The 12,619-nt window shown below is 41.4% G+C and carries 13 protein-coding genes; 7 read left to right on the plus strand and 6 right to left on the minus strand.

The annotated features are described in order from the left end of the window. Positions 1-205: 205 nt before the first annotated feature. The 3 genes from D8848_RS01690 to D8848_RS01700 all read right to left on the minus strand — a co-directional run bounded on the left by D8848_RS01690 (position 206) and on the right by D8848_RS01700 (position 2,649). On the minus strand, positions 206-1,225 hold the full coding sequence (locus tag D8848_RS01690; protein ID WP_125442922.1) for a YdcF family protein: 1,020 nt from the start codon (positions 1,223-1,225) through the stop codon (positions 206-208). A gap of 68 nt (positions 1,226-1,293) precedes the next feature. Next, a complete protein-coding gene (locus D8848_RS01695; protein ID WP_125442923.1) occupies positions 1,294-1,731 on the minus strand; it encodes an Rrf2 family transcriptional regulator in 438 nt (145 codons plus the stop codon). Positions 1,732-1,806: 75 nt separating this feature from the next. Then, a complete protein-coding gene (locus D8848_RS01700; RefSeq protein ID WP_185756836.1) occupies positions 1,807-2,649 on the minus strand; it encodes a metallophosphoesterase family protein in 843 nt (280 codons plus the stop codon). A gap of 111 nt (positions 2,650-2,760) precedes the next feature. Between D8848_RS01700 and D8848_RS01705 the strand changes: the two genes are divergently transcribed. The 5 genes from D8848_RS01705 (at position 2,761) to D8848_RS01725 (ending at position 5,206) form a co-directional block, all read left to right on the plus strand. Beyond that, positions 2,761-3,411: a metal-dependent transcriptional regulator gene (locus D8848_RS01705; protein WP_125442925.1), complete on the plus strand. Its 651-nt coding sequence runs from the start codon at positions 2,761-2,763 to the stop codon at positions 3,409-3,411. Further along, the gene (locus D8848_RS10845; RefSeq protein WP_033688329.1) at positions 3,392-3,574 is read left to right on the plus strand and encodes a hypothetical protein; all 183 of its coding nucleotides are present in this window, start codon (positions 3,392-3,394) and stop codon (positions 3,572-3,574) included. Before D8848_RS01705 ends, D8848_RS10845 begins: the two co-directional genes overlap by 20 nt. Next, the gene (locus tag D8848_RS01715; RefSeq protein WP_000749113.1) at positions 3,531-4,241 is read left to right on the plus strand and encodes a nicotinamide mononucleotide transporter; all 711 of its coding nucleotides are present in this window, start codon (positions 3,531-3,533) and stop codon (positions 4,239-4,241) included. Before D8848_RS10845 ends, D8848_RS01715 begins: the two co-directional genes overlap by 44 nt. A gap of 119 nt (positions 4,242-4,360) precedes the next feature. Continuing rightward, positions 4,361-4,774, plus strand: coding sequence for a hypothetical protein (locus D8848_RS01720; RefSeq protein ID WP_125442926.1), 414 nt, complete (start codon positions 4,361-4,363; stop codon positions 4,772-4,774). Positions 4,775-4,792: 18 nt separating this feature from the next. Then, the gene (locus D8848_RS01725; protein WP_125442927.1) at positions 4,793-5,206 is read left to right on the plus strand and encodes a hypothetical protein; all 414 of its coding nucleotides are present in this window, start codon (positions 4,793-4,795) and stop codon (positions 5,204-5,206) included. Positions 5,207-5,244: 38 nt separating this feature from the next. Here D8848_RS01725 and dtd read toward each other — a convergent pair whose 3' ends face one another. Beyond that, positions 5,245-5,688, minus strand: coding sequence for a D-aminoacyl-tRNA deacylase (gene dtd / locus D8848_RS01730; protein WP_125442928.1), 444 nt, complete (start codon positions 5,686-5,688; stop codon positions 5,245-5,247). 29 nt (positions 5,689-5,717) lie between these two features. Beyond that, the gene (locus tag D8848_RS01735) at positions 5,718-7,940 is read right to left on the minus strand and encodes a RelA/SpoT family protein (RefSeq protein ID WP_125442929.1); all 2,223 of its coding nucleotides are present in this window, start codon (positions 7,938-7,940) and stop codon (positions 5,718-5,720) included. A gap of 324 nt (positions 7,941-8,264) precedes the next feature. On the opposite strand from D8848_RS01735, the gene D8848_RS01740 reads away from it, so the two are divergent. Beyond that, complete coding sequence (locus D8848_RS01740; RefSeq protein WP_125442930.1) at positions 8,265-9,722, plus strand: N-acetylmuramoyl-L-alanine amidase; 1,458 nt, start codon at positions 8,265-8,267, stop codon at positions 9,720-9,722. Between the two features lie 243 nt (positions 9,723-9,965). Next, a complete protein-coding gene (locus D8848_RS01745) occupies positions 9,966-10,595 on the plus strand; it encodes an MBL fold metallo-hydrolase (RefSeq protein ID WP_185756837.1) in 630 nt (209 codons plus the stop codon). Positions 10,596-10,723: 128 nt separating this feature from the next. On the opposite strand, the gene pepO is transcribed toward D8848_RS01745, so the two are convergent. Beyond that, complete coding sequence (gene pepO / locus D8848_RS01750) at positions 10,724-12,616, minus strand: endopeptidase PepO (protein WP_049544848.1); 1,893 nt, start codon at positions 12,614-12,616, stop codon at positions 10,724-10,726. Positions 12,617-12,619: the final 3 nt, after the last annotated feature.

A 12,619-nucleotide genomic window follows, 5' to 3' on the forward strand; every position in this document is an offset into this window, starting at 1 on the left:
CTCCTTTCGCTTTACAATTGGCTTGAACACCTTTATTGTATCGCGTTCGGAGTTTTTTTGGTATAACCTTCGACGCGCACCCGCATAGCGGGTGGTTGTTTTGTCTCGCACCTAACGGAGCGAGACGGACTAATAGTCACATAAAACAAAAGACCTAGAATACATACTTTCATGTGTATTCTAAGTCTTTTTAAATAAAATCTAACTACCAAATAACCCCTTTATAGGCTACCAAAATGATAATTAACAGCGGGACATAAAAGGCAAGGAAGAGCCATTTCATTTTGACACAGAGCGCTACGTACTCCCGAATAAAAGCAGATGGTATATAGTAGCCTGCCGTCCTACATCCGAGGCCATCTCCCTTCATTTTTAACTTACGAGCATAAGTACTAGTTCTAAAGACATGATAATCATTTGTTACAAAGAGAAATTGAGGTTTGGCTACCAGTTTCTCACCAAGTTCCTTAGAAAAGAGAAGGTTCTCGTAGGTAGTCCTTGATTGATCTTCCAGAATAATCGCATCTTGGGGAACATCTGTCTCTTTAAGAAGATAGTTTGTAATGGCCTGCGCTTCAGAAATCTTCTCATCTCCTCCTTGTCCGCCACTGGCAATAATTTTTATGTTAGAATTTTTAGACTTGTGATAAGCTTCCACTGCCTTATCAATTCTCCTCTTCAGCAAAGGTGTTACCTTTTCTCCGTCTAACAAACCTGCACCATGAATGATAATAAAATCATAATGCTTCTTCTTAGGAATAAAGAGATACAAGATAGAGTACAGAATAAAAGCCACAAAAGCAAAACCAAAAATAAAGTAAGAATAAGCAATAAATGCAAATAAAATATTTAGAAAGTGATTGGTGTAAAATAATTCATGTCGTCCTCCCAATCGAAATGACATCAAAGCAAAAAATAGCAAAATGACTATTCCAAGGAGCATGGAGAGATAATTAGCCTTTGAACGTCCCTCTCGCTTCAACAAAATGACCCCATTATAGATTAGAAAGATGCCACTTAGAAAAAGCAAAAAAGGAAGTAAAATAAAGGGAAATATAAAAAAAGCGAAATGAATCTTCTCATACCCATTTTGATAAAAAAGGTAGCCTAGATAAAAATAACTGGAAATGAGGGATAATAAGAATAATACTGGATTCCACAAACTTCTATTATCCTTCCAAAATGACACTATAAAGGCTAATACAATTCCTATAACGAGATACATTTCTTCCTCCTTTAATAACTACATTTTATCATAATTATCTAAAGAGAAAAAGAGGGCATCTATCCCTCTTACTCCTTCATCTGACTTTCTGCATCGGCCACGACTTGTTCTAGGTTGGTCTGACCAAGTTCAGTCTCCATAGCCAGCTGAATTCTCTCCAATTTTTGATCCAAAACATCATGAATATGAGCTCCAACTGGGCAATTTGGATTTGGATTGTCATGGAAACTGAAGAGTTGGCCTGTCTTACCAAGACATTCGACCGCTTGATAAACATCTAAAAGACTAATGTCTTTGAGATCCTTAACAATCTCTGTTCCCCCTGTTCCGCGCGCTACTGAAATCAGTTCAGCCTTCTTCAACTGGGACAAGGTCTTTCTGATAATGACAGGATTGACCCCGACACTAGCAGCCAGAAAATCACTGGTCACCTTGCTTTCCTTCCCCTCGAGGGCAATAATTATCAGCATATGAGTCGCAATGGTAAATCTACTTGGAATTTGCATCCTCTTCTCCTTTTTACGAGGCTACCCTGCCTCTACTCTTCTTTTTCTATTATTATACCCTTTTTAGTTGTAATGTCAATCATTACCACTTTTCAACCAAGCATCTAATTCCCTATCATAGCCCTCTTTCTGGGCTAATTCTCTCAGAAATTCCTGATGATGAGTATGGTGGATACCATTGACCAGACTTTCATAGTAAACCTCAAAATAGGGAAGTTTGAGGTCTTTAGCCAACTGCAATTCAGCTGCCACATCGTAGTCTACCCGTCGGAAGTCCATATCTACCAAGCCCTTGTCATCAAACTCTAAAATCATATACTGGGCCCGTAAGTCCTTCCGTAACTGGGCATCTAGAAAGAAAGGCTGCCCAATCGAACCTGGATTGACAATCAATTGACCACCAGTCCCATAACGAAGCAACTGCTGGTGAATATGACCATAAACAGCAATATCACAAGGCGGGTTGGTCACCAAGCGGTCAAAATCCTCTTGCGCTCCAGTATGAATCAACTCTCTCCCCCAGTTCTTATCAGGAAGATGGTGGCTAATTCCTACCGTCAAATCCCCAAACTGACGATGAATCTGTAGAGGTTGATTGTGGAGCATTTCGATTTCTTCTAGGGAAATTTCCTCTAAAACATACTGGCACTGGCGCAAGAGATAGCGTTGACTAGGACGAGTGCTATCCAATTCCTTGCGGACACCATGCCACAGACTATCTTCCCAATTTCCCAAAACCCTAGCCGTAATCGGTAGTTCAGCCAACAAGTCCAAAATCCTTCTACGCCCTGTCCCTGGCATGAGAATGTCTCCCAAAAGCCAGTATTCATCCACTCCTAGCTGCCGAGCATCTGCCAAAACAGCCTCCAAGGCAGTGGTATTTCCATGAATATCTGAAAGAAGAGCTATTTTTGTCATATCCATCTCCTCGTTTTTTCTCTTGCAATAAGTATAACATAAAAAGTCACAGCTAGAGAAATCTAGCTTTTTTTGATATACTAGATAAAGATATTAGACAAGAGGAAGCGAATGACCCCGAATAAAGAAGATTATCTAAAATGTATTTATGAAATCGGCATAGACCTGCATAAAATTACCAACAAGGAAATTGCTGCCCGTATGCAAGTCTCTCCCCCTGCCGTAACTGAAATGATTAAACGGATGAAAAGTGAAAATCTCATCCTAAAGGACAAGGAATGTGGCTATCTACTGACTGACCTCGGCCTCAAATTGGTCTCTGAGCTCTATCGTAAGCACCGCTTGATTGAAGTTTTTCTAGTCCATCATTTAGACTATACGAGTGACCAGATTCATGAAGAAGCTGAGGTATTGGAACATACTGTCTCTGAGCTATTCGTGGAGAGACTAGAAAAATTACTTGGATTCCCCAAGACCTGCCCTCACGGAGGAACTATTCCTGCCAAGGGAGAACTCTTAGTTGAAATCAATAACCTACCACTAGCTGATATCAAAGAGAGTGGATCCTACCGTCTAACTCGGGTGCACGATAGTTTTGACATTCTCCATTATCTGGACAAGCACTCACTTCACATCGGTGATTCGCTCCAAGTCAAGCAGTTTGATGGCTTCAGCAATACCTTCACTATCCTTAGTAAAGACGAGGACTTACAAGTAAGTATAGACATTGCAAAACAACTCTATGTCGAGAAAATCAACTAATTTCTCAAGTCCCCTACCAACCCTGAAAATCAAATTTTCAGGGTTTTATTTCTATCATTTGATTTTACTTTCATTTAGTTGTAGAATGTTTGTAAAAAACAAGAAAGATAGTTTAACATATGAAGAAATCACTAAAAATTTTTGCGACATCCAAATGGTTTGACCTCTTCGGGGTTGCTTTGGTCGTTGGGATTGCGATTGCATCTGGTTACCTCAACTCACGCCTCGATAAATTTGTAGACTGGGGCCCATGGACAGCTCTTGTTCCCTTTGGATTGATTTCCGTAACCAACGTTGGGATTTCCATGTTGTCCACTCGTTTCACGGGGAAATTAAGCAAATGGGGAAACTACTTTGGTATTGTTAATACCATTTTGTCCGGTGCTATTGATTATATCCTTGGAAATAAGGCGGCCATCATTACCTATCCCGTCACCTTCCTCATTTATACCTTTGCGATTAAAAAATGGGAAGCTTCACAAGAAGGCAGACCCAACCAAATGAGCCAAAAACAGGTGAAATTGGCAGCCATCATCATTTCCATCATCGCCTTCCTCTTTGCCTTTGTGACAAACTATATCGGCTATGGAGGAAAGATGAATCTCCTTGCCTACGTAACAACTATTGCCTTTGCACTGTCCCTCATTGCCAATGCTTTTAACGCATTGAAACTAACAACTCAGTGGGGCTTTTGGTTGATTTACAATTTCGTTCAGCTGACAAAGGCTGGCATTCAAGGAAATTTTGCCAATATCGGAAAATACATCTTTTATATCCTCAATGCAATCGGAGCTTTATTTGTCTGGAATGATGAAGAGGTGGAACAATAAGAGGGAAATCAAATAAAGAAATCTAACAGAATCTCCTTACTAAAATTTTTTATCATTTTAGTTGTAACTTCCATTCTTTTGGAGTAGAATGAAGATAGATAAAAGAGGGAGGTCTTGTCATGAAAAAACTCTTTAGAATCCATTTTACAGCAATTGCAATCATTGATTTACTACTATTTGCATTCTTTAGCACTAGACCCGAGACAGCTTTAGAATGGCTCTTGCTCTCTGGTTTTATTTTCCTCCTTGCTCAAGGACTCCTGCTATTTCGCTTGCTTGTCCGACTCAAACATCAATTCGCTGAGATTTATCCTAAAATCAATAAAAAGATTCGCTTCTACTATTTAGGGATTCTCTCCATTGATTTTCTATTTTTTGTCCTTTTAACCTTCGTTAGTTCTCAGCGTTTTCTCTCTCTTATGCCAATCATCACTGCTTGCCATTCTACTTTATATTATATGACGGCCGACTACCTAAGAGACAACTATCCAGACTTTTACGATAAACATATCTCTTTATGGGAGTGTCTCTAAGGAAAAGGAGGGGTTATCATGAAAAAAATCATCTTCATCAAAACCACTCAACTCCTTGTCATTGATGGAATCATGCTGGCATTTTTGACATTTAAAGGGGGGCTTACTTGGGACTGGATTTTTATTTATAGCGGTTGGCTCATTTTCTTTCATCCTGTGCTATTGACCTATCTTTCAAACCAACTTTGTGACCACTTTAGTCACCTCTATTCCCAGATTAGACCGAGATTCTGGCATTTTGCCTTACAAATCCTCCTATGGGATAGCCTGATGATTCTCTCCTTGATATGTTTAAGTGGTATTCCACTTTTCCTTCAGGGCACTCTCCTCATCCTAGGACACCTCATCCCTTCCTATCGCATAAGCCAAAGCCTAAAAAGAGACTTCCCAAAAGTCTATCAAGAACAGATTTCATTTTGGAGTATTTTATGATAGATGAGAAAAACCAAGCTGGCTGGGCTTGGTCTTTCTTATCTATTTTTAGTATCAAGGATAATGGTAACTGGTCCATCATTGACCAGCTCAATCTGCATATCCGCTCCAAAGATGCCTGTCTGAACGGGCACTTCTTGCGCTAATTTTTGATTGAATGCATCATAGAAGTCTGATGCCATATCAGGTTTGGCTGCCCCTGTAAAGGCTGGACGATTGCCTTTCTTAGTATCCGCAAAGAGGGTAAACTGAGAAATAGAGAGGATTTCTCCTTCAATATCTTTGACAGACAGGTTCATCTTGCCTTCTACGTCTGAAAAAATCCGCATATTGACCAGTTTTCTCACAGCATAGTCCAAATCTTCCTCTTGGTCCTCTGGTCCAACACCAACCAGCAATAGGAGCCCCTGATTGATTTTTCCCTGAACCTGACCTTCGATACTCACTTGGGCTTTTTTTACCCGTTGGATAATGATTTTCATAATAGCCTTTCTAGTAAGAGCTAGGACAATTAGCCGTTTGTCCGTTTGACAGAGTAAACTTCTGGCACACTCTTAATCTTGTCCACGACCGTAGTCAGCGTCGAGAGGTTGGCAATGCCGAAGGATACATGGATATTAGCAAACTTCATATCCTTGGTTGGTTGGGCGTTGACTGTCGAGATATTCTTGGTTGTGTTTGAGAGAACTTGCAGTACATCGTTCAACAGTCCTGTACGGTTGAGACCATAGATATCGATATGAGCCATATACTCCTTATTTGAGTTTGAATACTGATCTTCCCATTCCACATCAAGGAGACGTTGCTCATAGTTTTCTTGGGCACGCAGGTTCATACAGTCCACACGGTGAATAGCCACACCACGCCCCTTGGTAATGTAGCCGACAATGTCATCACCAGGAACAGGATTACAGCACTTGGCAATCCGCACTAGGAGTCCAGAAGCACCTTCAATGACCACTCCACCCTCATGCTTGACCTTGAGGGTTTCTTTATTTTCAACTTTGACTTCGCCGCCTTTGACAAGTTCTTCTGCCTCAGCCTTGGCCTTGGCACGTTCTTCCTCACGGCGTTCCTTTTCAGTCAGACGGTTAAAGACGGTAATGGCACCGATTTCGCCAAAACCAATGGCCGCAAAGAGGGATTCCTCTGTCTTGTAGCTGGTCTTTTGCAGAACTTGGTCCATGTGACGCTTGTCCATGAATTTATTGGCCACATAGCCGTTTTCTTGGAACTGGGCCATCAACATCTCACGACCCTTATTGACAGACAATTCCTTATCTTGGTTTTTAAAGAACTGACGAATCTTGTTGCGGGCCTTGCTGGTCTTAACCATATTGAGCCAATCACGGCTTGGCCCAAAGGAGTTCGGGTTGGTAACAATTTCGACCTGATCCCCTGTCTTGAGCTTGGTTGTCAGTGGAACCATACGACCATTGACCTTGGCACCTGTCGCTTTTTCACCAACTTTGGTATGAATTTCGTAGGCAAAGTCAATCGGTCCTGAATCTTTGGGAAGGGAACGGACAGCTCCATCTGGAGTAAAGACATAAATCTCCTCAGCCAGGTAGTTTTCCTTAACTGAATCCACAAATTCCTTGGCATCATCAGCTTGGTCTTGGAGCTCCATCATCTCCTTGATCCAGTTCATCCCAATAGCTGATTCCTTGCTGTTAACCTGTCCCTTGATACCCTTCTTATAAGCCCAGTGAGCCGCAACCCCGTACTCAGCCACCTCGTGCATTTCCTTGGTCCGAATCTGGAATTCGATTGGCCCTTTTGGCCCATAAACAGTCGTATGGATAGACTGGTAACCATTGGCCTTGCGATTAGCGATATAGTCTTTAAAGCGACCTGGCATCGGTTTCCAAAGCTCATGCACATAACCAAGCATGGCATAGACATCACTTTGGGTATCTAAAATACAGCGAATGGCAATCAGGTCATAGATTTCCTCAAAACGTTTTCTCTTATCCTGCATTTTGCGGAAAATCGAGTAAATATGCTTGGGACGACCGTAAATCTTCCCTTTCAAGTGACGATCCGTCGTATAGTCTTCTAGTTTCGTAACTACCTCATCCACCAAGGCTTCACGCTCTCTGCGCTTTTCCTTCATCATATGGGTAATCTTGTAAAACTCCGTTGGATTAAGATAACGGAAAGATAGGTCTTCCAATTCCCATTTAACGCTAGAAATCCCCAAACGGTGAGCAAGTGGTGCATAGATTTCCATGGTTTCTTTGGAAATACGCTCCTGCTTATCTTTTCGAAGATGTTTCAGAGTTCGCATATTGTGCAAGCGGTCAGACAGTTTAACCAAGATAACGCGGATGTCCTCAGACATGGCCATGAGCATCTTGCGATGATTTTCTGCCAACTGCTCTTCGTGAGACTTGTATTTGACCTTACCAAGCTTGGTAACCCCATCTACGATTACCCGCACATCAGGACCAAACTCTCTTTCCAAATCGTCCAAGGTCGCATCTGTATCTTCCACCACGTCATGCAAGAAACCACAAGCTACCGTTACAGCATCCAGCTTGAGCTTAGCTAAAATACCTGCCACTTGGATGGGGTGAATGATATAAGGCTCACCTGATTGGCGATATTGACCACAATGGCAATCCACCGCATAGACCAAGGCCTTATGGACAAAATGGACATCCTCTTCCGTCAAATATTCTTTGGTTAAAGCGACAACTTCTTCGCCTGTTAAATTCACTTCTTTTGGCATCTCTACTCTCCAATTCTTCCTACCATTTTATCACTTTTTTAAGAATATGAAAACTAGAAAAAGAGGATTCTGAAGCTATTCAATTTGTTGGGAAGGAGGATAAAAAAAGATTCACACTAAAACAATAAAATTATCTGATTTTCATCTATCTTTTTTGATATAGGCTACACTAAAAGTCAGCGAAATGAAAATACATTCTTCTTTTTTCAATAAATAAGGTTTGATATTTTGGTAATTTTCTAACCTTTTTAGTGTATAATGGTAATATAAACAGTTTTTTTACGATAATTACTGAATTTTCATCTTTCTAGAAAGGCAAACAACATGAAATCACACAAAAGATTGACACTTTTAGCTTTGGCTGTTCTCGGCTTATCCAGCCAAATCGTTTTGGCTGACGATACGAGTCATTCCACTACTGCCCCTATGACTAGTTCAACCAGTAGCTCAACAAATACTTCCACTAGCAATTCTACTAGTAGTTCTACAAATACTTCTACTAGCAGTTCTCAAGCTAGTACAGAAACTTCGTCAAGTATAGCTAGTTCAAGTGAGCAAGAAAGCAAACCTTCTCTTTTTAGGGAAACCAAACCCAATCAACCTATACAAACTGGCTGGGTAAAAGAGGGGAACAAATGGACTTTTTATAGTCAAACTGGGGTCAAATTTACAGATACTCTCTATGATGGTTATTTCTTTGATAGTCATGGCTACTTGCTTGAAAACAGCTGGTACCAAATGGGAAATAATTGGTACTATATCAATGGTTCAGGTAAATATTTATCCAACCAGTGGAGCCAAATCAATGGCAAGTGGTATGCTTTTGATGGCTACGGTAGAATGTTGGCCAATGTCTGGAAAGGCGATTACTACCTCAAATCCAGCGGTGCTATGGCAGATAAGGAATGGGTCTACGACCAAAGCTACTCTAGTTGGTTTTACCTAAAATCTGGCGGACGCTATGCCCAAAAACAATGGATTGGTTCTTACTACCTCAAATCTGGTGGCTACATGGCCCATAAGGAATGGATTTATGATCCAGACTATCAAGCTTGGTACTATCTTAAGGACGATGGTGTGTATGTTACAGGAACCTATGCAGTTGATGGTAAAAACCAGCTCTTCCAAGGGAATGGAAAATGGGTTCGTGAATTAGCACAAGGTTTTCAAAAAGGACATTACTCTAAAACTATTTTTCTAGATCCAGGACACGGTGGCAAGGACCGCGGTGCTTATTACTATGGCATAGCTGAAAAAGACTTAAACCTACAAGTTTACCATAAATTACGTAAACGATTAGAAGATCTTGGCTACACCGTTCTCACTTCTCGAGATAGTGATATAGACGTTGATTTCATTACCGAGCGTTCTCGTATGGTCAATAAGACCAATGCTGACTTTTTCATCAGCCTTCATTTCAATGCAAAAGGAAATGATACAACCGTTAATCTAGGTATCCAGACCTATTCTTACAAGGATGAACCTGGCTTCCCTAGCAAGATTAACAAGGATTGGCACAACAATCCTGAACGGATGAGTGAAAGTAATCGTCTCGCAGCTGATATCCATTCTTCACTGCTAGCTGAAACTGGAGCTAGGGATGCTGGGCTCTTGCAAGCAACCTTTGCTGTTCTCCGTGAAACAGCTAAACCAGCTGTTTTGCTAGAGATGGGATATATGGATAATCCAGAAGAAAACCAAAAAATCCGCAGCAGTGACTATCAAGATAAACTAGTCGAAGGGATTGTTAAGGGAATCCAAAAATATTATGCTGGTAATTAAAACAGCTTAAGCCTCGAACTCATTCGGGGCTTATTTTTTATCCAAACCATCTTCTTTCTAGAACTATTTCTTTTTAAGCTTATTCTCCCTAACTGTGCTATACTTAATTTATACTCAATGAAAATCAAAGAGCAAACTAGCCGCAGGCTGCTCAAAGCACTGCTTTGAGGTTACAGATAAAGTTGACGCGGTTTGAAGAGATTTTCGAAGAGTATTAGTACATTCTTTGAGATTGGAGCTAGTATGAAAATCCATAAAACCGTGAATCCTGTTGCCTATGAAAATACCTATTACTTGGAAGGCGAAAAGTACCTCATCGTGGTTGACCCTGGTAGCCATTGGGAAGCCATTCGTCAGACAATAGAGAACATCAACAAACCGATCTGCGCTATTCTCCTTACCCACGCCCATTATGACCATATCATGAGTCTGGACTTGGTTCGCGAAACTTTTGGCAATCCTCCGGTCTATATTGCAGAGAGTGAAGCCAGCTGGCTCTATACTCCTATCGATAATCTCTCTGGGCTTCCTCGCCACGATGATATGGCAGATGTGGTCGCAAAACCTGCAGAACACACCTTTGTCTTTCATGAGGAATATCAGCTGGAGGAATTTCGTTTCACCGTCTTACCAACACCAGGACATTCTATCGGTGGTGTTTCCCTAGTCTTTCCTGATGCTCACCTAGTCTTGACAGGAGATGCCCTATTCCGTGAAACCATTGGACGAACCGACCTTCCAACTGGTAGTATGGAACAACTCCTTCATAGTATCCAGACCCAACTCTTCACTCTACCAAACTATGATGTCTATCCAGGGCATGGTCCAGCTACTACTATCGCTCACGAAAAAACTTTCAATCCTTTTTTCTAGTAAAATGATGACAATCAATAGCACAATTTAAGTAAACTATCCAGCAAATCTTTCTATTACAAAAGGCATCCAATAAGGTGTGAAAACCTTGATTGAATGCCTTTTTTCTGATTACTGACCTCTTTGCATTACCAAATAATCACACGGTCTTCTGGTGAACGCCACATTCCATCACTTTCTTTGACATCATAGGTTGTAAAGAAATCATCGAAGTTTGGTACTTGCACATTGACACGGAGTTTGGCTGGCGCGTGCACATCGACGCTAGCCAAAAGTTTCATAAATTCTGGACGACCTTTCATGCGCCAGATGCGACCGAAGTTGTAGAAGAATTCTTCTGCTGAGAAGTCTGCTTCTCTCTTAGCTGCTTCAAGCGCTGCTGCGATTCCTCCCAAGTCAGCCACATTTTCTGATACAGTCAATTTACCGTTGATGGTTGCTCCATAAGAATCCTGTCCATCAAACTGGTCAATGACTTTTTGTGTTTTCTCCTTGAAGGCAGCATAGTCGCTCTCTGTCCACCAATCCTTTAGGCTACCATTTTCATCAAAGGAAGCTCCGTTGGTATCAAAGGCGTGGGAAATTTCATGGGCAATAACCGCCCCAATACCACCGTAGTTAGCAGAAGATGACTGATGCAAGTCATAGAAAGGCGCCTGCAAAATAGCCGCTGGGAAGACAATCAGGTTCTTCTGTGGATTGTAGTAGGCATTGACCATATGAGCAGGCATGCCCCATTCCTTATAGTCCACAGGCTGATTCCACTTGCTCCAACTGTGCTTGATTTCCACACGCGCAAAGGCTAGAGCATTGTCAAAAAGACTAACATTTTCATCCACTACCTTGTCCTTATAGCGTTCTGGTAATTCTTCAGGGTAACCGATATAAGGCTTGATGACATTGAGTTTGACGATGGCCTTGTCACGAGTTTCAGGAGTCAGCCAGTCATTTTTAGCCAAGCGTTCCTTATAGACATCAATCATAGTTGCTACTTTTTTCTCCACATCCGCCTTAGCCTCTGGAGAGAATTTTTCATGGGCATACCAAAGACCTAAGGCTTGTTTGAAAGGACCTTGTGCTAGTTGATAAGCTGCCTTGACCTTGTCTTTGGCTTCTGGAACTCCTGAAAGCGCACGGCTATAGGCACCTGACAAGACACGGATTTCTTCTGTTAAATAGCTGGTTGAGAGATTCACAACACTTAAAATTAAGGTTGCCTTGAGGAGAGGCCAGGCCTCTTCACTATAGAATTGGTCTGCTGCTTGCCAGAAACGTTCTTCGTCTACAATAACCTTGTCTGGTACTTGTCCAAGAACGGCTTGGAAAAAGTCATCCAAAGGTAGGGCAGACGCAAATTTCTTGAAATCTTCGTAAGCATATGGATGGTAAAGTTTAGCATACTCTGAACTTTCTTCATTAGAGAGCACCACTGCCGCAACTCGACGGTCCAATTCTAGTCTTTTCTCTAGCAAGTCTTCGATTTCTTCATCAGAGAAATCATAGGCTTTAAGGAGATTAGAAGTACTTTCTTTCCAAAGGTTCAACAATTCCTCACGCTGAGGATGGTCTTCAGCATAGTAGGTCGTATCTGGCAGGATTGTGCTTGGGGCACTAGCCCAAAGAACATTGATTCTGGCATCCATAAAGTCTGGTGATACACCAAAAGGAAGGAAGTTTGGTTTTCCAGCAAGCTCAAACTCTGCTAGTTTAGCTGTAAAATCCGCAAAAGTCTCCAATTCTTGAAATTCTTTAAGAAGTGGTAAGACAGGAGTGATACCGTCAGCTTCTCTCTTGTCAAAATCACGAACTAGGCGGTGGTATTTGACAAAGTTTGCCAAGATAGCATCCTCAGTCACCTCTTCACCTGTCAACCACTTGTCTGTTGTCGCCAACATCAAGTCTTCAATTTCCTGATCTAAATCAACAAAACCTCCCGTTTGAGATTTATCTGCTGGGATTTCAGCAGTCTTCTGCCATTCTCCATTGATTGCATCATAAAAATCATCTTGATAACGTGTCATCTT

It is taken from the genome of Streptococcus mitis, assembly GCF_003942775.1.
Classification (GTDB): Bacteria; Bacillota; Bacilli; order Lactobacillales; family Streptococcaceae; genus Streptococcus; species Streptococcus mitis_CN.